Source organism: Nocardia coubleae NBRC 108252 (assembly GCF_001612805.1).
Classification (GTDB): domain Bacteria; phylum Actinomycetota; class Actinomycetes; order Mycobacteriales; family Mycobacteriaceae; genus Nocardia; species Nocardia coubleae.
Window position 1 is genome coordinate 709,667 of record NZ_BDBD01000011.1, and the last position, 23,918, is coordinate 733,584.

Sequence of the window (23,918 nt, forward strand, 5' to 3'; positions counted from 1 at the left end):
CCCGGACGCCAGCGCCTCGGGCACACATCGGACAGAAAGTCATCGGGATGCGAGAGAACACCTCGCAAGGGTGAAGGCTGACTCGTACTGACCGCATTGGCAGATACATCAGCTACCGTTCCGCGATCGAAACCCTACCTTTACGGGAGGGTATGGTTGCAAGGCAGAGCGCCAGATCGTGTCTTATGTCTCACCCGGCATAGCAACGGCTCTGCATCCGGATGCGGCGACGCTATGGCATGTCGGCGCTGACGAAGACCTCGACTACCAACCGCAGTCCCGGCTCCCACCTCACGCTCCGCGTTCCCAATCGAACCGACCTCGTTGGACTCTTTATAGGGGTCGGCGTAGCGGTGCCTGCCGAACAGCGTGAGCGCCACGGTGGGCGTGCCGGGCGAAGATCCTATGCGGGTAGGCGCTGCGAACGATTCATTGACGTTCCTCGGCGCGCGTAACGTCTGACCTCGCGGTAGTCCTTGAGCGTGCCGTCGATAGCGAAGCCCACGAACCGCACCAGTTTCCGTGCCGATCGCGGGTGTCGGGTCGTGTAGCGGCACGAGCGACCTCGCGTCCGGTTTGCGGTCAATTCACATATCTCATGATCACCACAGCGCCCGCCTACAGCCCGTAGTCGGCTTCGATCCTTAGCTGACCGCGCGAAAACCGCAGGTCGTCTCCGTTCCCATCTTCGATGCGCCCCGCCGGGGAATCGAACCTGCGACGCTGGTTAGAGCTTTGGCCGCGTGCCTTACGAATGGCGACCGCTGACGTGAGCGTGCTTCACTGATGGGAGCAGGTCAGGAGCCGGCGTCGGTAGGCTGGCCTGATGAACGCTCTTGGCGGCGCACTGGTGACAATTGCCGACGATCTGGACTCGGTGACGACCGTCGGGTACGAGGACGATCCGGCCGACGCCGGGTCCACCCGTGCAGATGTCGAGGCGTTGTGGGCCTCGGTGCGGGACTGGTATTCGATGGGCACCACACCGGCCATTCAGGTGTGTCTGCGCCGCAACGGGAAGATCGTGCTGAACCGGGCCATCGGGCACGGGTGGGGCAACGCACCTACCGACGGGCCCGATGCGGAGAAGATCCTCGCCACCCCGGAGACACCGTTCTGCGGGTTCTCCACCGCGAAAGGTGTTGCCGCGACGGTGATGTCGATCCTGATCGAGCAGGGTGCGTTCGCGGCGAACGATCCTGTGTGCGACTACATCCCGGAGTTCGCCTCGCATCGCAAGGGCGCAATCACCATCGGTGATGTGCTGTCGCATTCGGCGGGCATCCCGTTCATCACCCCGCCCTACCAGGGGGCGCAGCTGGCGATCGACGAAGACCTCGCGGTCGAGGCGCTCATCGCACTGCGGCCCAGCTGGCCATCGGGGCGCTTCCGCGTGTATCACGCGCTGACGAGCGGGCTCATCCAGCGGCTGCTCGTGCAGCGGGCGACCGGCAAGCGGATGCGCGAGCACTTGGCCGAGCAGGTCCTCACGCCACTGGGCTTCCGCTGGAACAACTTCGGGGTCGACCCGGCCGACGTCGACAAGGTGGTGCCGAGCGTCAAGACTGGTCCCCCGCCTTCGCGGCTGATGCTGTTCCTGACGAACAAGGCGGTCGGCGGGCGCATGGACAAGGCGTCCAAGGCGACCAACGACGCCTTCCTCACCGCCGAACTGCCGTCGGGCAACCTGGTGACCACCGCCGAGGAGTTGTCCCGGTTCTACGAAATCCTCGCGCGGGGTGGCGAATTGGACGGAATCAGGATCCTCGAACCCGACACCGTGCGCACGGCGATCAGCCCGGCGGACCGCATGCCCGGTGCCGCGGGCCGGGTGAGCCGCGCCGGTTTCGAACTGGGCGCGCGGCGATCGAAGTTCGGCCTCGACACCGAATTCCATTTCGGGCGAAGCGGTTTGACGACCCAGTACGGCTGGGCCGACCCTATCCGCGGACTGTCCGGGGCAATCCTCACCAGCGGCAAAGCCTCGACCGACGCGAAGCGACCGTGGCAACTGGTCGCCCAGGTGTCGCGAACCCTGCGTCCGCTCGGCCCCAGCGAGCAGCTCTTCCGTCCGTGAATCAGAAGAAGGTGCCGCTGAAAGGCTGTGTGGGCGTGGCGAACAGGGCGTCGGCGGCGTCCACGGAGCCGGGGCGGTGCTCGACGACGCGGCCAGCGAGGGCCAGTTGCGCCCACGTCGACCCGCCGAGGTAGACCGCGCCGAGGGTGGCGACATCGACGCTCACGTCGGGTGCGTCGTCCACGCGGGTAACCGCGTCGGCTGCGACCCGGTACCTGCCCGTATTGGCGGACAGGATCGCGTCGTCGACCTCGATGATCACCGGCGGCGCGTCCCGGTAGATACGACGGGCCAGCGCCGCAGCCACATCGACCAGCCGCAACCAGGTCTCGTCTCGCACGGCAGCGACCTGGACCGCGCGTTCGTCGGCGAACAGGTGCCGCAGCGGCGCATCGACCGGGGCGAAGGCAATGGTCATCTTGTCGACCAGATCGACGGTGAGCAGGTGTCGGATCAACCCGATGTAGGCCTGCGGGGTGGTCGCCACCAGGTCGTCCACCACGATCACCCGTTCGGGACTTGTGAACCAGCTCGCGGTGTCGACGGGGTGGTAGCGGGCGAAACCGTCCTCGGCACCGGCGGGGCCGTGCGTCACGGTGTACAGCGGCGGGGTCGCGCCGAGTTCGCGCCGTGTCCACCAGTACTCGGGACGGGCGATCGCACCGGTCCAGGAGACATCGGCGGTGGCGTAGATCTGCGGGAACAGTTTCCAGGCCTGACCAGGCTCGACGAACCGCACCGGCCCGGAGCCGGGCACGGTGTCACGCAGGCGAGCACGGGAGCGACGGATGTCGAAGGTCGCGAAGGAACTGGCCACTCCGTAGCCGAAGCGTTCGTAGATGGAACCCTCCGACGCGCGCAGGGTGGCGACGACTTCACCGCGGTCGGCGATGTCGTGGAGCTGGGTGCGCAGCAGGCTGGTGAGCACGCCGCGGCGCGTATGGGTTGGCAGGACACCGACATGGGTGACGGCGGCGTGCGGCACCCGCGTGCCGCCCGGCACTACCAGCCAGCTCGTATAGGACTCGGCGGTGCCGACCAACTGCCCGTCGATGCGGGCGCCGAGCGTGCGTCCGGGTTCGGACAGGTGGTCGCTGTCGGGCGGGGAAGGTGGCAGGCCGACCATCGCCGCGCGGAACACCGCGCTCGCCGCATGGAGATCTTCGTCGGTGTGCAGGGTGGCTACGTGAACACTCACTCCACCACTGTGCCCGATCGGCGCGGGCGGATCAGGCTCCGATGACCGCGTTCATGATGGTGCCCGCGCTGGTGGCGACCGCGCCACCCGCCATCGCGCTGGCGATCATCTTGGGTGACTGCAGGCCGCCGCCGTTCCACTTCTCCCAGGCGAAGCGGCCGCCGCCGTAGGTGATGGCGGTGACGCCGGACAGCAGAATCATCCAGGTGAAGTACCGGCCGAGCTGCAGCACCTTGTCGGCCATGGGCGGCGCCTCCGGCGTCGGGTTGCCCACCTGCGCGAGAACGATGCCATAGGTGTCGTGCACAGCGGCCAGGATCATGCTCACGATCGTTGCTCCTTCGTCGGTTGTTCGTTGTGACGCCGATGTCGAGAACGCGTGACGCGGTAGAGCCAGATCTATTGAATATTCAACCTCAGGCGGGTCGGGTGGCGTGCGCGACACTCCGCAGGCCACCTCCGCGCCCTGACATGGGTATTGAACCGGCGTGCCCGTTTCAAACGGCACGAATTGGCGTCACGGAAATTCGAGACCGACCTGTGCCGCGATGACAGCGGCCTGCACGCGTGACTGCACGCCCAGCTTGCTCAGCACCCGCGAGACGTGCGTTTTCACCGTCGCCTCACCGATTCGCAGACGGGTGCCGATCTGCATATTGGACAAGCCGGCGCCGAGACCGGCCAGCACCTGCCGTTCGCGGTCGGTGAGGGCCGAGAGGTCGGGTGGGGCGGTTTCCTCGGCGCGTGGGAGGGCGGCGATCACCGCACGGGTCACCTTGGGGTCGAGCACCGCGTCACCGTCGGCCACCGCCCGGACGGCGCGGACCAGGTCGTCGCCGCCCACCGATTTCAGCAGGAATCCGCTCGCGCCTGCCGACAGCGCGCCGAGCACGTAGTCGTCGATGGCGAAGGTGGTGAGGACCAGGACTTTCGCGCTGGTCTCCGCGACGACGGCCGCCGTGGCCGCCAGGCCGTCGACGCGGGGCATGCGCACGTCCATCAGGACGACGTCGGGGCTCAGCGCCTTGGCCTGGCGAACGGCCGCGGCACCGTCGGCCGCTTCACCGACCACCCGCACCTCCCCGGTGGCCTCGAGCAGCATTTTCAGGCCCGCGCGGATCGCGGCGTGATCGTCGGCCACCAGCACGGTCACCGTCATCTGGCCTCCAAGGGGATCCGGACCCGAACATGCCATCGGCCGTCGCGGGCGCCCGCCGTCGCGGTGCCGTCCATCGATTCGGCGCGGAACATCATGTTGCGCAATCCGTTTCCGTGGCCTGTCGCCACCTCGGAACCGAGGGGATTGCTCGCCTCGACCACCAACCCGGCGCCCTCCCGGCGTAGTTCGATGTCCAGGGGTGCGCCCGGTGCGTGTTTGGTCGCGTTGGTGATGGTCTCGCCGAGGATCCGGGTGACCACGGCCTCGATCGCCAGCGGCATCGACAGGTCGTCGGGTCGTCGCAGCGTCACCGACCCGCCCGCCGCCTCGGCCGCCTCGATCAGGCCGTCCAGCGAGGCCAGCCGGGTCGTGACGGCGCTGTCGTCGGGTCCGGTGAGCAGTTCGATCGTGGTCCGCATCTCCTCCATGGCGGCCAGGCTGCTCGACCGGATCGTTTGCAGGACACCGATATTGCCCGGGTCGCGCTGCGCGACCTCGGCGAGGATGGCGACGGCCGAGACGTGACCGGCGACCGCGTCGTGCAGATCGCGGGCCAGGCGCCTGCGCTCCTCCCCGATGGCGGCGGACCGTTCGGCGTCGCGCGCGGCGAGTTCGGCGCGCCCGGCGTCGCGTTCGGCGTCGACCATCCGCCGGGAGGCACGCACTGCCCGGCCGTAGCCGAGGGGCGACCAGGTGAGCGCGACCCCGATCAGACCGGCGTAGAGCGCGGCCCGCACCCCGAGCAGGGCCAGGGCGAGCAGCGCTCCACCGACGGTCACCAGGAACGCGAACCAGCCGACCACCACCGACAGCCGGGCCGACCCGGTGCTCACCGCCAGGAAGATCACGTCGGTCAGCGCGATCCACAGCGGCAGCGAGGGCCCATAGACGAAGTCGCCCGCCAGCAACACGATCATCAGGCCGAAGGCGAGCGCGGGCCTGCGCTGCGCGGTGAGTTGGATGGCGAGGGCGGCGAACAGCAGGGCCAGTTTCGCGGCGGGCGGGTAGAGATCGCGGTCGACGACGATGGACCAGCCACCGACCCCCCACAGCAGCAACCCGACGAGGAAGACCCCGACGGCCGCCGAGGTGGCACTGTCGAACGCCTCCACGAGCCGGTCCATGGGCGCGCGGACGGTGGGCATCTGCTCATTCCAGCACATCGGGCGGTGCAAGACGTCCCCCGAAGGTCGGACCCGCCCGCGACCGGAAGCCGGATGTGCCCACCACATCCGGTTCGGCACCCTGAACGCATGAACGAACTGACGAACCCGGTACTGCTGACGATCGCGGGGTGCGAAATCGGCTTCTGGGTGCTGGTGGTGGGCGGGTTGGCCCTGCGCTACCTGCTGCGGTTGCGGCGTGCCAGCACCGTCACCCTCGCACTGGTTCCCGCGCTGGACGTGGTGCTGGTGGTCGCCGTCGCGATCGACCTGCACCGGGGCGGTGAAGTGACGTTCGCGCACCGGATCGCCGGTATCTACCTCGGGTGCACGGTGATGTTCGGACCGCGCATGATCCGGTGGCTGGACGAGCGCTTCGCCCACCGCTTCGCCGGCGGACCCGCGCCTGTCCGGGTGCCGAAATACGGGCCGGAACGCACACGCAAAGAATGGGCCGATTTCGCCCGCTGGCTCGGCGCGGCCGCCATCGCGGGCGCGCTCACCCTGGCGCTGAGCTACACCGTGGCCGACGCCGAGCAGCGCGAACAGCTGATGGGGACCTTCGGTTCGCTCGGCGTGATCACAATGATCTGGTTGCTCACCGGACCGGTGTGGGTGACGGGGTCGCGGCGGAGTTGATCTGCGACGAACCGTCGCCGACCGGCACGCCGCACGTCGGCGGCGGCGAATCGCCGGCCACGCACCGAGACCTGCGCCGAGAGCGGACTGCGATCGCATCCGATGCCACTGGGCGCCCGAATCGGCCGCCCAGCGGCATCGGATGCGGAGGCTCAGATCGTGGTGGTGGCCTGTTCGCCGATCAGCTCTCCGATCCACGGGAGCACCGCCGAGCGCACCTCGACAGCACGCGGGAGCAGCCCGTTCGCGGCGAGGAGGTCGGCGGCCCGCTGCTGTTCGTCGAGGAAGCCCTCGTTCACGGAGTGCACGCCGAACGGGCGCCCGCGCAGCGCCGCTTCCCAGGCGTCGAGATCGGCGGGGATCCCGTGGCGAAGCGCGTCGTCGACGAAATACTGTGCCGCGGCCCGCGGGTTCTCGACGATCCAGGCGTCGGATTCCCGCAGCGCCGCCAGCACCGCCTCCACGGTGTCGGGATCATCTTCGGCCAGATCGCGGCGGGTGAACCACAGGGACGGGTGACTGAAGACCGAGGCGGTGTCGACCAGCGTGGTGAGTTCGGTGGCGGCCTCGATCTCGTGCAGACCCGGGTAGGTGCCGACCCAGGCATCGAGGTCACCGGCCAGCAGTGCCGCACCACCGTCGCGCACGTCCACGTCGATCGGCTCGACATCCGCCCAGGTCAGACCGACCTTGTCGAGGGCGAACAGCAGCAGCGTGGTCTGCCACGAACCGTGGGCGATGCCTACCCGCTTGCCCCGCAGATCGGCGGCGGAGGTGATGCCGCTCGCGGCGGTCGCGACCAGCCTGCCGTTCTCCACCCGCGGTCCCGAGATGCCGAGGTAGACGATGTCGCGGCCGTTGGCGAGCGCGGTGAGCGGTGGGGTGAAACCGGTGCCGATGATGTCGTAGCCGCCCTCGGTGAACAGCCAGTCCGAATGCTCGCCGGGCAGTGCGGTTTTGGGATCGACCCGCGTGGGCCGGGGCAGCTCGCGCAGGTCGACCCATTCGACCTCGGGCAGCAGCCGTTCGAGAATGCCGCGGTGGCGCAGGACGAACAGCGAGTTGTTGTGCGGGAAGTAGCCGACCCGGATGCTCATCGCGCGTCTCCGATCAGGCCGAGGCGGCGGGCTTCGTCGGCCAGCCCGCTGCGCTGCCACTGCACCGCCAGGTTCGACGGATCGAATTCCACCGAACCGCCGAGGGTTTCGGCGATCGCCTGATACTGCGCACCCTCCTCGAGCAGCACCACGAATTTCGCCAGTTCCAGCAGACCGGCACGGCCGATCACATTGGCCCCGCCGTTCGCCTCGAAGATGGCGGCCAGGTGCGGGTCGGTCTCGAGCTTGCTCAGGATGAACTCGCCCGCGCCGATGGTGCGGTCGATGTGCGGCGGGATCTCGCGCGACAGGGTGAGCCGCTGGGAGGCGGCGTAGCGGATGGGCAGGGTGCGGTGGGTCTGGGCCCAGCCACCCAGCCAGGGCGTGTGGATGTGCACGACCGAGGTGATCTCCGGGTGCGCGCGGAAGACCTTCGCGTAGCCGGTGACGAATCCAGCGGAGCCCTTGCCGGACAGCACTTCTCCGTCGAAGGTCGCCACGACGGGTTCGACCGTGCGGTCGGTGGCCCAGGGGCCGGGTTCGTTGAGGGCGACGGCGATCTCGGTACCCGGCACGCGCTCGACGAAGTTGACGGTGCCGTTGCCGGTGACGGTTCCGGTCTCCCGGAAGACCCGGAACGCGGTCTCGGCGTCGTGGGTAGCCGCCGCGACGAAGGCTGTCACGGTCTCCGGCAGCAGGGTTTCGGTGGTGGTCATGGGCACTCCTGTGGTTATCGGGCCGTCGCGAGGACGGTGTCGGTGGGCGGGGCGGTGAGCCGGGAGCGGCCGAGCAGCGGCAGTACTTCCTCACCGACCCGGTAGGCCTCTTCCAGGTGCGGGTTGCCCGCGAGGATGAAGGCGTCGACGCCGAGGTCGATCAATTCGTCGAGCCGCTGGGCGACCTGTTCGTAGCTGCCGACCAGGCCGAACGCCGGACCGCCCCGGATCAGGCTGAAACCGCACCAGACATTGGGCTGGACTTCCAGATCGCGGTAGCCGGTGATGTTCTCGGGCACCCAGCCCTTGATCCGGGCGGCGCCGACCGAGTCGCCCTGGGCCGCACGGTTGGCGGCGTCGCGATCGACGAAAGCCCAGCCCTGCTCGATCTCGGCCCACGCGGCTTCCTCGGTGTGGCGGGCGACGATGTCGATGCGGACGGCGAACTTCGGTGTGCGCCCGGTGATTTCGGCGTTGCGCCGCACACCGTCGAACTTGGCGCGCAGGTCGGCGTAGGGCTCGAGCCAGGACAGGTAGTAGTCGGCGTGGCGACCCGCGGCGGCCACGGCGGCACCCGACGAACCGGAGAAGTACACCTCGGGGAAGGGCTGACCGGCCAGCCCGGGTGGCAGTGCGGCGCCTTCGGTGCGGAAGAAGCGGCCGTCGTGATCGAAGGGCTCACCATCCCAGACGCCGCGCAGCACGTCGAGGAACTCGCTCGTCCGCGCATAGCGGTCGTCGTGGGACACCTTGTCGCCCCACCACAATTGGGCCGGACCGCCACCACCGCTGATGATGTTGTAGACCAGCCGCCCGCCCGTGGCGCGCCGCAGGCTCGCCGACATGCGCGCCGCCTGCACCGGGTGCAGGAAGCCGGGCTGGAACGCGACCATGAAGCGGTAGGTGGTGGTCTCGGCGGCCAGCGCGGCGGCGAAGGCCCACGGGTCGTCGGTCACCGGGAACGACGGCAGCAACCCGCCGAGGAACCCCGCCGATTCCGTGGCCTTGGCGACCGCGGCGACGTGATCGAGGTAGGTGTACTCGTCGAGCGCGCCGTTCCGCACGGCCGGTGCGATATTGCCCGGACCGTAACCGCCCGCGTTGCCCCGGTTGTAACGACGTGGGGTCCGCAGCGAGGCGTGGTCGCCTTCCATGCCGATGCGCCAGTAGACATCGATGGTCATGCGGTGACCTCCTGAGCGAGGGTGCGGGCGGTCGGGTCGGCGAGGAACAACAGGTGCTCGCCCGCGCGGTGGATCTCCTCGATAGCGGGGTGGCCCGACAGCACGAAGGTCTGTACGCCCGCGGCCGCGTAATCCGAAAGGTGTTGCGCTACCTGCGCGTAGCTGCCGACGAGGCCGATGCGCTGGTCGTAGCCGAACGCGTGGAACCCGGACCAGCGTCCCTCACCGAGGGTGTGGTCGGCGACCTTGTCGGGTCGGTCGAGTTCGGCCCACTGCCGATGCACCCTGGCCCAGGCTTCGGCCTCGGTCTCCCTGGCGATGATCGGCAACTCGAGGCCGACCCGCACGTGGCGGCCGGACGCGGCGGCCCGCTCCCCCAACTCGGTGACCGCACCGGTGATGCCGTCTTCGTGTTCGGCGAACAGGTGGACATCGCCGTGAGCGGCCGAGAGTGCGAGGGCGGCGGGCGTGGTGCCGCTCAGATGCACCGCCGGGAACGGCAGTCCGGACAGGATGCCGCGGAAGCCACCGTCGACCACGTCGTAGTAGCGACCGGCGTAATCGAAGCCGGTGCCCGCGAATCCCGCTGCGCCGACCTCGTTCTCGTTCCAGACACCGCGTGCGACCGTGAGGAATTCCGCGGCGCGGTCGTAGCGTTCGTCGCCGGTGAGCCGGTCACCGCGCGCCCGGGCCTCGGCCGCGTCGGTGTCGACGGCCAAGCGCCAGTTCAGCCGCCCCGCCGAGTGCCGCTGCAGGGTCGCCGACACCTTGGCCGCGTACACCGGGGTGCCGAACGCGGGCTGGAATTCGACTGTTACGCGCGTGTAGCGGGTGGCGCGTAGGGCGGCGGCCGCCACGATCCAGGATTCCTCGCCGAGCGGGTCGTAGGGTGCGAGCACGCCGTCGAAGCCGGTGAGTTCGGCGGCGTCGACGATCTGGGCGAGGTCGTCGAACGGGCCGAAGCGACCCGGCCGCGGATCGGTGGTCTCGACAACGGGGTTCGGCGGTCCGAACCCGCCGCGGCCACGCAGCGCCGGATCGGCGCGTCGTCCGTCACCACGGCTGGGCAGCCGCCACAGGAAATCGGTCATGCCGGCACCCGCTCGGCGGCGACGATCTCACGCGCACGGGCCAACGGCTCAGGGGCGACCCAGGATTCGAGATCGAAATCGGCGGCCAGGAAGCCGTGGGTGTAGAGGAACTGCTTCTGCACACCGAGCAGTTCGACCCGTTCGTCGGTGAGCGAGGGATGCAGGCCGCGGTGGAACTCGGCGCCGTAGGCCGCGACGACACCGGCCGGGCCGGACAGCGTTTCGCGCTGGAGCACCGCGCGGACACCGTCGAGGTCACCGGCGGCCCAGTCGGCGGCGCGCAGGCTCTGCGCGAGGAAACCGACGACGACCTCGGGCCGGGACTCGAGCAGGTCGGCGTGGACCGTGATCGGGCGCGGGGTGCCGTTGTTGACCCGCAGGCGCTTGGTGGCCGAGGCATCGAGGTCGACCGCCACGCGCAGACCGTGCTCGGCGGCCACCTCCTTGGCGCGAGCGCCCTTGACGTAGATCGCGTCGACCCTGCCGTCGAGGAGTTCGTCCACACCCCAGGTCGTCGAGCGACGAGCGCTCTGGATCTCGGTGCGCACCTGCGGGTCCGGCTCGACCGCCAGCTCGACGACGCGCACATCGGCCAGGGTCAGCCCGGCCGGGCGCAGGGCGTTGGCGAAACCGTGCAGCGCCATCGCTCGCGGGAAGCTGCGGGCCTGGTCTTGCGCCCAGGCGGGGACGCCGATGCGCAGCCCGGCGAGCCCGGCGGCATCGGTGACCGGCGAATCGGGGCCGACCAGGATCGCCTGGGACTCGTCGATCCAGGTGAGTCCGATCAGGCGGGTCGGTGAACCCTGTGCGCGTGCGGCGAGGGCGGGCACGTTTCCGCCCTCGCGGATCAGGCCGGACAGATCGTGCAGGAAGTGGTGCCCGGCGAGTTCGGGGCCCGCGTCCTGCAGCACGCCGAACTCGAGGCCCGCGTTCGCGGCGGTCTCACCGAGCCAGCCGAGGCTGTGCGCGAGCCCGCTCGCGGTGGGCACGGGGCAGCGGGTGTACCACAGGGTTTCGGTCATGACAGGCTCCTTGCATGTGGTCCGACACCGAGTTGGGCGAGGAATCGCGTTCGGTAGCCGAGGGTTTCGGGTGCCGCGTGATCGCGCGGGTGGGGTAGGTCGACGGTCTCGTCCACGGCGAAACGGCCGCGGTCGAGGATGATCACCCGGTCGGCGAGCCGGATCGCCTCGTCGACGTCGTGGGTGACCATGAGTACGGCGGGCCGGTGGCGGGCGACGAGATCGCCGACCAGGTCCTGCATGCGCAGCCGGGTCAGCGCGTCGAGTGCCGCGAACGGCTCGTCGAGCAGCAGCAGTTCCGGTTCACGCACCAGGGCCCTCGCCAAGGCGGCACGCTGCGCCTCGCCACCGGACAAGGTGGCGGGCCACTGACCCGCCTTGCCGTCGAGGTGCACTTCGGTCAACGCGCGCAGGCCCGCTTCGCGCTGTGCCTTGCCGCGCCGCAGGCCGACGATCACGTTGGCCAGCACCCGCTTCGACGGGATCAGGCGCGGTTCCTGGTAGACGGTCGTGCGGCGCGGCGGTACGAGAACCTCGCCGCCGTCCGGTGTTTCGAGCCCGGTGAGCAGGCGCAGCAGCGTGGTCTTGCCGGTGCCGCTCGGGCCGAGCAGCACCACGGACTCGCCGCGGCGGATGGTGAGGTCCACGCCGTCGAGCACGGTCTTGTCGCCGAAGGCCTTGCGTAGACCGGTGATCGACACCGCCACCGGGTCCGCCGCTACCTCGATCGGGGCGGCTGCTGTTGTCGTCATCGGATCGCCACCTGCTTGCGCCAGGGCATCGCGTACCGTTCCGCGAGCCGTACGAGTGCGTCGAACACCAGACCGAGCAGCGCGTAGAGGACCACGCACAGCACCATGTAGTCGGTGCGGTTGTATTCCTGGGCCAGCGTCACCAGGTAGCCGACGCCCTGCTGGGTACCGACTTGTTCGGCGGCGATCAGCGCGGTGATGCTGATCGACAAGCACACCCGCAGCGCCATCAGGATGCCGGGCAGCGCGGCGGGCACGATCACCTCGACGACGAGCCGGGTTCCGGTGAGGCCGAAACTGCGTGCCGCCTCGACCATCTTCCGGTCGACATTGCGCACGCCCAGGTAGGTGTAGGCGTACATCGGGGCGGTGGTCGCCACCGCGATCAGCAGCACCTTGTAGAGCTCGTCGATGCCGAACCAGGCGATGAACAACGGGACAAGTGCCAGGAACGGCACAGCACGCACGATCTGCATGGTCGAGTCGACCAGTTCCTCACCGAGGGCGGACAACCCCGACAGCAGGCCGAGGACCAGCCCGACGCCGACCCCGATCGCCACCCCCGCGGCCGCCCGGCCGAACGAGGCGAGGGCGAAGTCGAGCAGTTGACCGCTGCCCGCCAGCTCGACCAGCGCGGACCAGACGGCGCCGGGTCCGGCGATCACCCGCGGTGAGATGGCGCCGCTTGCCAAACCCGCCCACCAGGCGAGCACGATGAGGACGGGTAGCAGCGCGCGCAGACCGAGCGACAACCAGCGTGGCCGCTCCCGGGTGCGCCGGACACGGGGCGCGGCAAGAACGAGGGTGCTCACCTCACTTGTCCTTCAGCGCGGCGAGCTGTTCGGGGGTCAGCTTGGATTTCAGGTCGTAGAAGATGTCGGCGGCGGTGATACGGCGGGCGATGACGCCGTTGTCGGCGAAGGTGTTCACCACATCGGCCAGGTCGGTGGCATCGGAGTCGACAGGCAGCCGGGGCACGGAGGCTTGCGCGCCGACCCGGACGGCGTCGGCCAGCCGCTCACCCGTGAGCGCGCGTGGACCGGACTTGTCGAAGACGTTCTCGAAGTCGGCCGGTGCGGCCTTCTGCTTCGCGGTGAGACCTTGCAGCACTTCCAGATACTTGGCGGCCACGTCGGGGCGCTCGTCGAGGATCTCGGTGCGGAACACCACCACGGAGTTGTCCTTGGAGCCGATCTGCTTCTCGGTGGTGATCTCCACCGCGCCCGCGGCCTTGGCCTCCTGGTACGGCACGAGGAACGACGCCCACGCGTCGACCTTGCCGGTCGCGAACGCCGAGGCGGCATCCTTCTGCTGCAGCGGGACCCGGGTGACCTGATCGGCCGGAATACCGGCCTGGGCAAGGGCTTTGAGGGTGATGTACTCGCCCTTGCCTGCCGGGTTCACCGCGATCCGCTTGCCCGCGAGGCCCGCCACCGAGGTCACCCCCGACTCCGGCCGGACGACGATTCCGCTCTGATCCTGACCCGCCGGGTCGGCCACCGCGACGATCTTCACACCGACGTCCTTGGACAGCGCGCCGACCACGGGACTGAAGGCCGCGCCGGACACGTCGAGCTCGCCGGTGTTGAACAGCTTCAGCATGGAGCTGAAACCCGGTGTGGTGCTGACCCATTGGATCTTGGCGCCCAGCGGTGCGAGGGCCGCGTCGAAGGTGCCGTCGCGTTTGCCGACGGCCAGCGGTCCACTGTTGCCCGGGTCGGTGACCTTGAGGATGTAGGGGGTGTCTGCCCCCTGTTCCGGCGTCGAGCCGGAGCCACATGCCGCGACGAGGGCGACGACGGGGGCGATCGCGAGGGCGATCCGCGAGAAGGCCGACAGCCTGCGGGACATTCGGGGCTCCTGTTCGGGACGGGGTCGATGCCCTCGGAGCGTATGAGCGCACATCGCGTGGAACGAGGTATGCCTTTCCGTGGATCGGAAAGCTTGACAGGAAGGCATCCGCAGATTTATGGCGATTGCACGGTCGCTGCAACGCAACGCTTTCCATATATCGGAATACATCGACAGGCTTGCCCACATACCTGTGTTACCTTCGGTTCGTGGAGACCTCCAGCGTGCAGACCGTCACCCGAGCCCTGTCTGTACTCGACTGCTTCCGCGGTGGCGAGGAACGCGGCGTCTCGGAAGTCGCACGCGCACAAGGGCTCGCGGTGAGCACCACACACCGGTTGCTCGGCGCGCTGGTGCAGGCGGGCTTCCTGGAGAAGGACACCGAGTCCAGCCGGTATCGCATGGGCGGTGCCCTGGCCGAGTACGGCCAGATCGCCTACCGCCAGCACAAGATCTACCTCGCCGAGCCCTGCCTCGAACAGCTCGCCGCCACCACCGGGGCGACCGGCTCGGTGGCCACCCGCCACGGAATCCACGCCGTCCTGCTCGGCACCAGCCGGTGGCGCGAGAGCGACGGGCACAAGCTGCAGGGTGTCCGGCTCCCGCTGCACGCCAGCGCGCTCGGCAAAGCGCTGCTCGCCTGGTCCGATGTCGATGACGACGAGTTGCGTTCGCTGCCCTACGAAGAAGGCACCGAACGGTCGGTGACCGGGCCCGAAGAACTGCGCACCGAACTCGTCACCACCCGCGAGCGCGGCTACGCGTTCAACGACCGCGAACTCGATCCCGGATTCCGCACCATCGGCCTGCCGATCCTCGACTCCGAGGGGCGGTGCCGATTCGCGCTCGGCCTGCGCGGGCCCGTCACGCTGATCATCGATGAACGGGTGCCGTTCTTCGTCGAGTTGGCCAAGGTCACCGCGGCCGAGATCGCCGCCAAGTTCGCGGCGGCCTGATCCCACCGGGCCCGCCCGGCACGGAAATCCCCGCGCGCGAACGCGGGCGCGCCGGATACCGTGGACCGACTGGTTAGTCGAGGAAAGGACCGCAGTGGCGACCGATACGGCGGACACGGCTGTCGGGTTGCGATCCGAACGGGGTGCGGTACTCGCCTCGCTCATGCTCTCGACCTCGCTGATCGCGCTCGACTCCACCATCATCGCCACGGCGGTGCTCACCATCACCGATTCGCTCGGCGGGTTCGCGATGTTCCCGTGGTTGTTCTCGATCTACCTGCTGGCACAGGCGGTCACGGTGCCGATCTACGGCAAGCTGGCCGACATGGTGGGCCGTAAGCCGGTGATCCTGTTCGGGATCGCCGTGTTCGCCGTCGGCTCACTGCTGTGCGGTCTGGCGTCGAACATGCTGGCGCTCATCGTCTTTCGTGCCATCCAGGGAATCGGCGCCGGCGCGATCCAGCCGATGACGATGGTCATCGCGAGCGACCTCTACAACCTGACCGAACGGGCCAGGGTTCAGGGCTATATGGCGGGTGTGTGGGCCGGGTCGGCGGTGCTCGGACCGCTGCTGGGTGGACTGCTCTCCGATCACGCGGACTGGCGGTGGATCTTCCTGATCAACCTGCCGCTGTGTGCGGTCGCGGCGTGGATGTTGGTGCGGCACTTCGCCGAATCGGCGCCGCGCAGCCGTCAGCGGATCGACTACCTCGGCGCCGTGCTACTCACGTTGGGCGCGGGGGCGCTGATCCTGGCACTGCTCGAAGGTGGGCAGGCGTGGGCGTGGGATTCACCGGTGTCGATCGGCCTGTTCGTGGGCAGTACGGTGGTTCTCGCAGTGTTCGCCGTCGTCGAGTTGCGGGTGCCCAATCCGGTACTACCGCTGTGGGTTTTCACGCGCCGGATCGTGATCGCCAGCAGTACGGTGTCGCTGCTCGTCGGCGCGGTGGTGCTCGGATTGACCTCCTACGTCCCGACTTTCGCCCAGGGTGTCCTCGGCACCACCGCCCTGATCGCCGGGCTCGCCGTCGGCGGGCTCACCCTCGGCTGGCCGCTGGCGGCGACACTGTCGGGCAGGTTGTACCTGCGCTGGGGATTCCGCATCGCCGGTCTGCTCGGCAGCACGCTTGCCGTCATCGGTTGCGCGACAACACTGTTCATCGACGCCGGGACCAGCCCGTGGCAGATCGCGGGTTCGTGCTTCCTGATCGGCGGTGGCATGGGCCTGGTCGCCTCTCCCACCCTGATCGCGGCGCAGAACAGCGCCCCCTGGCAGGAGCGGGGCGTGGTGACCTCGGCCAACATGTTCGCCCGATCTTTCGGCAGCGCGCTCGGTGTCGCCGTGTTCGGCGCCATCGTCAACACCGGCATCACCGACCCCGACCACCCCACCCCCACCGAACTCGCCTCCGGCATCCACCTGGTGTTCGCCGCCATCCTCGCCATGGCGGTGATCATGTTCGCGGCGGCCGCCACCATGCCCGGACGTACCGCCGCCGACTGACGGACCACCCCGGCGGCAACCGACATCCGGTCACACCCGGACCGACGGCTGCCCGCGCCGGGGCGTCATCGGTGTCGCGCACGCGGCGGTTGTGCGGGCACCGCCGATACGAGGGTGTCGGTCGCCGCCGGCCGTGCCCGCCGCGGGCGTCGGTTCGTGGCAGGGTGTCCGGTCGACGTCCGCCGAGGACGCCGCGAGCGTCGGTTCGTGGTCGCGGTCAGGCGGATCGTTGCTCGGTGTGGCGCACCACCTCGACTCGCTCCTGCGCCCCGAATTCGACGACGCGGCGGATGCGCGAGTTCGCGACGGGTGCGAGGTCGACGGTGACCGGCGCACCCGCTCCCGCGCGAGTGATCGCGATGATGCGGTCCTGGAGGTACCCGTCGGGAACCGGCACCCTGATGATGTCGCCCACCGCCAGCGCCTCCGCGGCGACCTCACCACCGCTGCCCACCGCGGCGAACTCACCGCACCGAGTCGGTCCGGTGCTCGCGCCGAGCCCGCGTTCGGCGATGGTCCACCACACCGACTCGCGGGCATCGCCCGGCCCGGACGACGCCGCGGCGTCGCCATCGGCACGCGCCTGCCGGTGCGGCCGGGCCGTCTCGGCGAGGTCGCCGACGCTGGGCAGAGCCGCGGTGCCTGGGTCCGAATGCGCCGACCGCTGCGACCGGTCCGCCGGTGCGGCTGCGGGTGCGGGTGCGGGTGCGGGTGCGCCATGGTCACGCAGGACTGTCGTGTCGCCGTATGTGTACGGGATGTCGATGTCCTGCCCAGTTGCCGGCCCGCTACGCCGAGCCGAGGCGGTGAGGCGCTGGTGCCAGGCGAGGATGCGGTCGCGTTCGGCTTCGGCGGCGGCGCGGGTCTCGTGCAGGGAGATATGGCGGCGGGTCGGGGCATTGCGGGGGTGGGTCGTGCCCGCGGCGCCGTCGATCACCAGGATCCAGCGGGCGCCGACGGCACGGTCGCGGCGGGCCGAAACCCGTTCAGCCAGTGCGTGTCCCGGGGTGGCGCCGAGTCGGTCGGCGGCTTCCTCGATGCTCTCGACGAGGCCGAGTGAGCGCAGCAACTCGGCGGCCGAGAGTTCCGAGGTGTCGAGTTCCTGGGCGAGCGCGGGCATGGGCGTCTTACGGCGCCAGCCGATCCGGGCACAGTGTTCGTGGCGGGTGAACCACAAGCGGCTGCCGGAGCGGCGGTGCTGGTCGATCACCACGGCCCACCAGTCCCATTCGGGTTCGGCGACCAGGCGCGTTCGCACCCACCGTTCACGCTCGGCCGTGGATATCCGGTCCTCGGGTGGCACGAAGTTGCGGAGTGCGGTGCGTACCGCCGATTCCGTGCGCCCGAGCGTTCGCGCGGTGCGGGCCAGATCGACACCGGCCCGTAGGTCGTCGGCGAGGATCCGGTATTCCGATTCGCGCCAGGTGGTTCCGTGCCTGCGTGGTGGACGCAGATCGCCGCGGAAGTCGTCACTCATGTCGTGCCCCCGTTCTCGCACCGCCCGGCAACACTCGCCGGGCCAGTTGTGTGACACTTCGACGATACCGATGGGGTATGACAGAAAACGCTTGTCTGCCAGCGGCTTTCCAGCAAACCGGAGTCAGTGGGTGTGCGCTGCTCCCTTGCGGCCGAAGGTGTAGTAGCCCAGGCACACCAGCGCGGCCCACACGGCACCGACGACCAGCGCGGTGCGCCCTCCGTCGGTCCACAGCAGCAGGATCACGACCAGGCCGAGGAAACCCAGAGCCGCCCAGGTGGTCACGGGCGCGCAGGGCAGGCGGTAGTCGCTGCCGGGCAGCTCACCCGCGCGCACCTTGGCGCGATACTTCAAGTGGCACACCAGGATCACGCTCCACACCACGATGATGCCGACCGTGCTCACCGAGGTGATGTAGGCGAAGGCCTTGTCCGGCGAGATCACGTTCACCACCACGCCGATCACCATCGCCGCCGCCGAGGCGCAGATACCGGCGAACGGCACCGACTGCTTGCTCAGTTTCGCGAACCCGCCGGGCGCCTCGTCGCGCAACGCGAGGCTGCGCAGCATTCGGCCGGTCGAGTAGATGCCGGAGTTGCACGACGACAGTGCCGCGGTGAGCAGCACGAAGTTGATGATGCCCGCGGCGGCGGGGATGCCGATCTGCTCGAACACCTCCACGAACGGGCTGCGCCCGGCATGGAAGCTGCGCCAGCTCGCCACCGACATGATGACCACGAGCGCGCCGATATAGAACAGGCCGATGCGGAAGGGCAGGGTGTTGATCGCCTTGCGCAGAGTGGTCTTCGGATCGCGGGCCTCCCCCGCCGTCACGCCGACCAATTCGACACCCACATAAGCGAACACGACGATCTGCAACACCAGCAGGGTCTGTCCGAAGCCGTGGGGGAACACCCCGCCGTCGGCCCACAGGTTCGTCACCGTCGGATCGGCGGCGTGCCCGAACCCGAACACCAGCACACCGATGCCGATCAGGATCATCGCCAGGATGGCGGTCACCTTGATCGCGGAGAACCAGAACTCGCCCTCACCGAAGATCCGCACCGAGATCAGGTTGGCGGTGAACAGCACCGCAAGCACCACCAGCGCGGTCACCCACTGCGGAATGTCGAACCAGTACTGCACGTAGTGCCCGGCGACGGTGATCTCGGCCATGCAGGTCGACACCCACACCGCCCAGTAGGACCACCCCGTGGCGAATCCGGAGAACCGGCCGAGGAACTCGTGCGCGTACTCGGCGAAGCTGCCCGAGACCGGACGGTAGGTGAGCAGCTCACCGAGCGCGCGCATGATGACGAAGATCGCCAGCCCGGCGGCGAGGTAGGCCAGGATCAGCGAGGGGCCCGCCTGTTCGATCGCCGCGCCGGAGCCGTAGAAGAGGCCGGTGCCGATGGCGCCGCCGATGGCGATCATCTGGATCGTGCGCGGATTGAGTCCGCGCGCGTAACCCTCTTCCGACGCTGCGGTGAGGGTCTCGGTCGGCGCGGCGGTGGGTAGGCCGGGACCGTCAGCGGACATGGCGGGATCCTTCCTTCGTGTCGAACAGTCCTGCACGCTACCGCGCGGCAACCGTGCCGCCGATCACCCCTGTCGCTCGCCGGAAATACCGGAGCCCCCGCGCCGGTTGGCCTACTGAGGGGATTTCACGCGAAGGAGACTCATGAGCCCGGTCACGTTGTCGGTTCTCGATCTGGCACCGGTGCAGGCCGATGCGACGGCAGGCGAGGCCCTGCACGCGACGACCCGCTTCGCCCAGCGCGCCGAGGAGCTGGGGATGCGCCGTTTCTGGGTGGCCGAGCACCACAACATGCCCGGCATCGCCAGTTCGGCGCCCGCCGTGGTGCTGGCGCATCTCGCCGCGTCGACCTCGCGTATCCGGGTCGGATCGGGTGGCGTGATGCTGCCCAACCACGCTCCGCTGGTCGTCGCCGAACAGTTCGGCACGCTCGAAGCACTGCATCCGGGCCGCGTCGATCTCGGTATCGGTCGCGCGCCCGGCACCGATCCGGCTACCGCTCGCGCGCTGCGCAGGCACGCCGAAGGTCTCGGCGCCGAATCGTTTCCCCGTGAGCTGACCGCCCTGATGGGTTATTTCGGTGGCACCGATGCGGACGGCATCGTCGCCACTCCTGGTCGCGGTACACAGCCCGAGATGTGGTTGCTCGGCTCGAGCGGGTACAGCGCGCAGGTCGCGGCGGTGCTGGGATTGCCGTTCGCGTTCGCGCACCACTTCGCCGGCGAGAACACCGCCGCCGCGCTCGCGCTTTACCGGGACAACTTCCGGCCCTCAGCGATCCTGGCCGAGCCGTACAGCATGGTCGCGGTCTCGGCGATCTGCGCCGACACCGACGCCGAGGCCGACCGGCTCGCCGCACCACGCGACCTGGCCTTCGTCAACCTGCGCGCCGGCCGCCCGCAGGCACTGGCCACCCCCGAGCAGGCCGAGGGGTTCCCCGGTAGTGATGCCGAACGCCACTTCGCCGCACAGCGCAAGGCCGGTCAATTGCAGGGGTCGCCGGAGACGGTGCGCGCCCAGGCTGCCCAGCTCATCGAGGACACCCGGCCCGACGAACTGATGCTCACCACCCTCGTCTACGACATCGACACCCGCATCCGTTCCCTCGAACTCACCGCCGAGGCGATCAACGGCTGACCCACCTCAGCGGAGCCGGAACCCCATGGCCGCCAAGGACTCCCGGAGTCGGTGGCGACCGTTGAGCGAGGCCTCGGAGCCGAGCCGGGCCAATACCCGCTCGGTCCAGGAGAACGGGAGGTCCTGGTCGCCGTAGACCGCGCCGATCCGCTGCTCGTAGTCGGCGACCGGCCCGCGCTGACGCGGTAGGTCGTAGGTCTCCTGGTGCAGCACGGCCGCCTGCGGCAGTTGCGGCTTCACCTGTGTGCCCTCCGTCGGGTCGGGGTGGCCGACCACCAGCCCGAAGATGGGGAACACGTGGGCGGGCAGGTTCAGTTCCGCCGCGACCCGCTCGGGGTCGTTGCGCAACGCACCGATGTAGACGGTGCCGAGTCCGAGCGATTCGGCGGCGATCACGGCATTCTGGGCGGCGAGCGCGGCATCGACCACGCCGACGTAGCTGGATTCCAGATAGTCGGCGCCGTCGAGGGGCGCGCGATGATCGTCGGCGAGCTGACGCAACCGCGCGAAGTCGGCGGTCCAGACCAGCAGTACCGGCGCCTGCTCGATGTGCGCCTGACCGCCCGCCACCGCCGCCAGCCGGGCCCGTCGCGCCGGATCACGGACCTCGATCACACTCCAGGCCTGCAGGTTCGACGAGGTCGGGGCGGACTGAGCCGCCGAAACCAGGAGCCGGATCGTTTCCGGTTCGACCGGATCGGGCAGGTAGCGCCGGACCGATTTGTGTTCGTGCAACACCTGCAGCACAGAGTTCCACTGCGCGGGAACGGCAGCGTCCGGGTCCGCGTAGCGCTGTCGGACAGGGTGGGGAGCGGTCTGCGTCATGGCCCCATCGTCGGTCACCGCGGTGGGCGCCGTCTGCGATAACTCTCACCGTGAGTCCAACGTCGTGGTCGATACACTCGACCACGGGGAGCTCGCCGCCCGGCGGGACCGGAAAGTGCGTCATGGCCAAGGTGTTCGACCGGATCGACGACAAGTTACGGGCGTTCATCGCCGACCAGCCGATGTACTTCGTAGGGACCGCGCCCTCCGCCGGCGGTCATATCAATGTGTCCCCCAAGGGATATCGCGACACCTTCGCCGTCCTCGACGACCACACCGTCGCCTACCTCGATCTGTTCGGCAGCGGCTCGGAGACGATCGCGCACCTGCGCGACAACGGCCGCATCACCGTGATGTTCTGCTCGTTCTCCCGCGTCGCCCGCATCCTGCGCCTGCTCGGCACCGGGCGGGTCGTGCGGCCCGACTCCCCCGAATTCGACACGCTGCGTGCGCGATTCGGCACCGAGCATCCCGGTATCCGCGCGGTGATCGTGGTCTCGGTCGACCGCATCGCCGATTCGTGCGGCTGGTCGGTGCCGAGGATGGACCTGGTCGAGGAGCGCTCCATTCTGGACGAGGCCCACACCCGGCGAACCGACGAAGATTTCGCGCGGCGCATCGCGGGCGACAACTCCGCCAGCATCGACGGCCTGCCCGCGCTGGAACCGGACCATCCCTTGCCCTCCACCGTCCGGGCTACCCGCGAGAGCGCGAGATGAAGCGCCGCAACAGTTCCCGCGGCACCGGCACCGATTCACGCCGACCCAGTTCGGCCAGCATGTCCGCCTCGCTCGGGTCGAAATAGCCCGCGTGCCGGTAGGCCTCGATCCGCACGGCCAGCCCGGTGCCGTCGAGTTCGGGATGGAACTGGGTGGCGTACACATTGCGCCCCACCCGGATCATCTGCACGGGGCAACCCTCGGAACCGGCGAGCAGCACCGCGCCCGGCGGCACGCCCTGGCAGGCCTCTTTGTGACCGACGAAGGCGCGGAACGAACGCGGGATGCCGGTGAGCAAGGGGTCCTCGGCGCCGTCGGCCAACACGACCGTACTCGCGCCGACAGCTTCGCCGTAGCGGTCGGGGCCGACCTCACCGCCGAGCACGTCGGCCAGGATGCCCAGGCCGTAGCAGGCACCGAAGTACGGGAAATCCCGGTCGACGATCTCGGCGAGCAGCGCACGCAGCGGCGGTTCGAACCGCCGCTGGTAGTCGTACTTGTCCTGTTCCGGTGCGCTCACGTTACTCGGCCCGCCGCCGACGATCACGGCGCAGAAGTCGTCCAGGTCGACCTCGGGCATCCCGCGATCCATCTCGATGCGCACCACCTCGTCGTCGGTGAGCTCGGCGGCGCGCAGCAGTGCGGCGTACTCGTCGTCGGACGCGGCACGTTCGGGACGAAGCTGAAGCAACAGGCAGGGCTTGGTCATCGTCGAGCCATCCCTCCGCAGTCTCATCGGGTCGGCTATCGACGATACTGTGCACGTCACGGCACCGCGCTCACCCCGACGGCCGATTCGGAAAGACTGCCCAGATACAGGGTGCCCTGGTGCTCGATCACCGAGGTGACCATCGCGAAGTCGTCGCCCGCCCGTTGCAGGTCGTGCACGACCGTGCCGTCCAGGTCGAGCGCGATCACCCACGCGGAACGGGCGGGCGCCGGTCGGAGCCACTCGGGCAGCGCCCAGGTGAGGCGCCGGAAGATGCCCGGCAGTGCCAGCATCCGGTCGAGCAGCGGGTTGCGTGGTGCCACCATCCCGATCCAGATCAGGCCGTCGCTGCCGAGGAGCATGTTGTCCGGCGAGCCGGGCAGGTTCTCGACGAGACGGTCGACGGTGCCCGCGCGGGGACCCGAGAGCCAGTACCTCGTGATCCGGTAGGCGCCGGTCTCGGCGACCAGCACACAGGACCGGTCCGGCGCCAGCACCACCCCGTTGGCGAACTGCAGCCCGTCGATCAGCACCTCCACCCGCCCCGCCGGGTCGCGGCGGACCAGTCTGCCGCTGCCGGAATGCTCGAGGATGTCACCCATCCACTGCTCGAACGGCCAGCGCCGCGACGAGATCGAGAAGTAGTCGGTGCCGTCGTCGTCGCGCACCACATTGCTCGGGAAGATGATCGGCTCACCGTCCACTTCGGTGATCACCGGCTCCAGTTCGGCACCGGCCCCGCCCAGCCGGAGCACGCCGTGGCCCGCGACGCAGACGAGTAGCGAACCGTCGGCGTCCGCGTGCATTCCCAGCGGCCTGCCCGGCGCGTGCGCGACCTTCTCCACGGTGCCGTCGGCCGGGTCGACGCGCCAGATGGCACCGTCCTCGGTGCCGGTGATGAGGTGTCCGTCGGTGGTCAGCACGACATCTTCCGGTCCCTTTCCGGGCAGCGGTATCAACCGAACCTCGGGCAGCGCGGGTGTGCTCTGGGTCTGTGCGGCCCGGGCGGTCGCGCGGGGCGGGTTCCATCGGTGCGGTCGCATCTGCATACCCTTTGCTACCACGCCCGGACGCGATTGTTGCCCGGAAAGCGTTGCGGGAACAC

At 69.2% G+C, this 23,918-nt stretch carries 23 protein-coding genes; 6 read left to right on the forward strand and 17 right to left on the reverse strand.

The window, feature by feature from the left end:
* Positions 1 to 826: 826 nt before the first annotated feature.
* Complete coding sequence (locus tag NCO8_RS12330) at positions 827 to 2,077, forward strand: serine hydrolase (RefSeq protein WP_067639070.1); 1,251 nt, start codon at positions 827 to 829, stop codon at positions 2,075 to 2,077.
* A gap of 1 nt (position 2,078) precedes the next feature.
* Here NCO8_RS12330 and NCO8_RS12335 read toward each other — a convergent pair whose 3' ends face one another.
* The 4 genes from NCO8_RS12335 to NCO8_RS12350 all read right to left on the reverse strand — a co-directional run bounded on the left by NCO8_RS12335 (position 2,079) and on the right by NCO8_RS12350 (position 5,579).
* Positions 2,079 to 3,275 carry a GNAT family N-acetyltransferase gene (locus tag NCO8_RS12335; protein WP_067639072.1) on the reverse strand — a complete coding sequence of 399 codons (1,197 nt, stop codon included), beginning with the start codon at positions 3,273 to 3,275 and terminating at the stop codon, positions 2,079 to 2,081.
* 31 nt (positions 3,276 to 3,306) lie between these two features.
* On the reverse strand, positions 3,307 to 3,597 hold the full coding sequence (locus NCO8_RS12340; protein ID WP_174550258.1) for a hypothetical protein: 291 nt from the start codon (positions 3,595 to 3,597) through the stop codon (positions 3,307 to 3,309).
* Positions 3,598 to 3,792: 195 nt separating this feature from the next.
* Positions 3,793 to 4,434, reverse strand: coding sequence for a response regulator (locus NCO8_RS12345; protein WP_067639074.1), 642 nt, complete (start codon positions 4,432 to 4,434; stop codon positions 3,793 to 3,795).
* Positions 4,431 to 5,579, reverse strand: coding sequence for a sensor histidine kinase (locus NCO8_RS12350; RefSeq protein ID WP_245655328.1), 1,149 nt, complete (start codon positions 5,577 to 5,579; stop codon positions 4,431 to 4,433). Before NCO8_RS12350 ends, NCO8_RS12345 begins: the two co-directional genes overlap by 4 nt.
* Before the next feature lie 108 nt (positions 5,580 to 5,687).
* On the opposite strand from NCO8_RS12350, the gene NCO8_RS12355 reads away from it, so the two are divergent.
* Positions 5,688 to 6,236, forward strand: coding sequence for a hypothetical protein (locus NCO8_RS12355; RefSeq protein ID WP_067639076.1), 549 nt, complete (start codon positions 5,688 to 5,690; stop codon positions 6,234 to 6,236).
* 152 nt (positions 6,237 to 6,388) lie between these two features.
* Here the strand turns inward: NCO8_RS12355 and NCO8_RS12360 are convergent, their stop codons facing one another.
* The 8 genes from NCO8_RS12360 to NCO8_RS12395 are packed head-to-tail and all read right to left on the reverse strand — an operon-like array spanning position 6,389 to position 13,949.
* Complete coding sequence (locus NCO8_RS12360; RefSeq protein ID WP_067639078.1) at positions 6,389 to 7,333, reverse strand: ABC transporter substrate-binding protein; 945 nt, start codon at positions 7,331 to 7,333, stop codon at positions 6,389 to 6,391.
* A complete protein-coding gene (locus NCO8_RS12365) occupies positions 7,330 to 8,049 on the reverse strand; it encodes a class II aldolase/adducin family protein (RefSeq protein WP_067639080.1) in 720 nt (239 codons plus the stop codon). The genes NCO8_RS12360 and NCO8_RS12365 overlap by 4 nt, the downstream gene beginning before the upstream one ends.
* Positions 8,050 to 8,063: 14 nt before the next feature.
* The gene (locus NCO8_RS12370; RefSeq protein ID WP_067639082.1) at positions 8,064 to 9,233 is read right to left on the reverse strand and encodes an LLM class flavin-dependent oxidoreductase; all 1,170 of its coding nucleotides are present in this window, start codon (positions 9,231 to 9,233) and stop codon (positions 8,064 to 8,066) included.
* A complete protein-coding gene (locus tag NCO8_RS12375; protein ID WP_067639084.1) occupies positions 9,230 to 10,324 on the reverse strand; it encodes an LLM class flavin-dependent oxidoreductase in 1,095 nt (364 codons plus the stop codon). The genes NCO8_RS12370 and NCO8_RS12375 overlap by 4 nt, the downstream gene beginning before the upstream one ends.
* A complete protein-coding gene (locus NCO8_RS12380) occupies positions 10,321 to 11,346 on the reverse strand; it encodes an ABC transporter substrate-binding protein (RefSeq protein ID WP_067639086.1) in 1,026 nt (341 codons plus the stop codon). The genes NCO8_RS12375 and NCO8_RS12380 overlap by 4 nt, the downstream gene beginning before the upstream one ends.
* Entirely contained in the window at positions 11,343 to 12,098 is a 756-nt protein-coding gene (locus NCO8_RS12385) for an ABC transporter ATP-binding protein (protein WP_067639088.1), read from the reverse strand. The genes NCO8_RS12380 and NCO8_RS12385 overlap by 4 nt, the downstream gene beginning before the upstream one ends.
* A complete protein-coding gene (locus tag NCO8_RS12390; protein WP_067639090.1) occupies positions 12,095 to 12,910 on the reverse strand; it encodes an ABC transporter permease in 816 nt (271 codons plus the stop codon). Before NCO8_RS12390 ends, NCO8_RS12385 begins: the two co-directional genes overlap by 4 nt.
* Position 12,911: 1 nt before the next feature.
* Positions 12,912 to 13,949: an NrtA/SsuA/CpmA family ABC transporter substrate-binding protein gene (locus tag NCO8_RS12395; RefSeq protein WP_067639092.1), complete on the reverse strand. Its 1,038-nt coding sequence runs from the start codon at positions 13,947 to 13,949 to the stop codon at positions 12,912 to 12,914.
* Positions 13,950 to 14,158: 209 nt separating this feature from the next.
* On the opposite strand from NCO8_RS12395, the gene NCO8_RS12400 reads away from it, so the two are divergent.
* On the forward strand, positions 14,159 to 14,905 hold the full coding sequence (locus NCO8_RS12400) for an IclR family transcriptional regulator (RefSeq protein WP_067639094.1): 747 nt from the start codon (positions 14,159 to 14,161) through the stop codon (positions 14,903 to 14,905).
* 94 nt (positions 14,906 to 14,999) lie between these two features.
* Positions 15,000 to 16,409: an MFS transporter gene (locus tag NCO8_RS12405; RefSeq protein WP_067639096.1), complete on the forward strand. Its 1,410-nt coding sequence runs from the start codon at positions 15,000 to 15,002 to the stop codon at positions 16,407 to 16,409.
* Between the two features lie 217 nt (positions 16,410 to 16,626).
* Here the strand turns inward: NCO8_RS12405 and NCO8_RS12410 are convergent, their stop codons facing one another.
* Positions 16,627 to 17,886, reverse strand: a complete 1,260-nt coding sequence (locus NCO8_RS12410; RefSeq protein ID WP_067639098.1) for a hypothetical protein — start codon at positions 17,884 to 17,886, stop codon at positions 16,627 to 16,629.
* 123 nt (positions 17,887 to 18,009) lie between these two features.
* Positions 18,010 to 19,425, reverse strand: coding sequence for an amino acid permease (locus tag NCO8_RS12415; RefSeq protein ID WP_067639100.1), 1,416 nt, complete (start codon positions 19,423 to 19,425; stop codon positions 18,010 to 18,012).
* A 142-nt stretch (positions 19,426 to 19,567) separates the two neighbouring features.
* Here NCO8_RS12415 and NCO8_RS12420 point away from each other — a divergent pair, with 142 nt between their 5' ends.
* On the forward strand, positions 19,568 to 20,560 hold the full coding sequence (locus tag NCO8_RS12420) for an LLM class flavin-dependent oxidoreductase (protein WP_067488782.1): 993 nt from the start codon (positions 19,568 to 19,570) through the stop codon (positions 20,558 to 20,560).
* A gap of 6 nt (positions 20,561 to 20,566) precedes the next feature.
* On the opposite strand, the gene NCO8_RS12425 is transcribed toward NCO8_RS12420, so the two are convergent.
* On the reverse strand, positions 20,567 to 21,385 hold the full coding sequence (locus tag NCO8_RS12425; protein ID WP_067640071.1) for an NADPH-dependent oxidoreductase: 819 nt from the start codon (positions 21,383 to 21,385) through the stop codon (positions 20,567 to 20,569).
* 122 nt (positions 21,386 to 21,507) lie between these two features.
* On the opposite strand from NCO8_RS12425, the gene NCO8_RS12430 reads away from it, so the two are divergent.
* On the forward strand, positions 21,508 to 22,104 hold the full coding sequence (locus tag NCO8_RS12430; protein ID WP_067488786.1) for a pyridoxamine 5'-phosphate oxidase family protein: 597 nt from the start codon (positions 21,508 to 21,510) through the stop codon (positions 22,102 to 22,104).
* On the opposite strand, the gene NCO8_RS12435 is transcribed toward NCO8_RS12430, so the two are convergent.
* Together NCO8_RS12435 and NCO8_RS12440 are read right to left on the reverse strand one after the other, a co-directional pair.
* Positions 22,082 to 22,813 carry a glutamine amidotransferase gene (locus NCO8_RS12435; RefSeq protein ID WP_067639102.1) on the reverse strand — a complete coding sequence of 244 codons (732 nt, stop codon included), beginning with the start codon at positions 22,811 to 22,813 and terminating at the stop codon, positions 22,082 to 22,084. The genes NCO8_RS12430 and NCO8_RS12435 overlap by 23 nt on opposite strands.
* Positions 22,814 to 22,869: 56 nt before the next feature.
* Complete coding sequence (locus NCO8_RS12440) at positions 22,870 to 23,856, reverse strand: SMP-30/gluconolactonase/LRE family protein (RefSeq protein ID WP_167353274.1); 987 nt, start codon at positions 23,854 to 23,856, stop codon at positions 22,870 to 22,872.
* Positions 23,857 to 23,918: the final 62 nt, after the last annotated feature.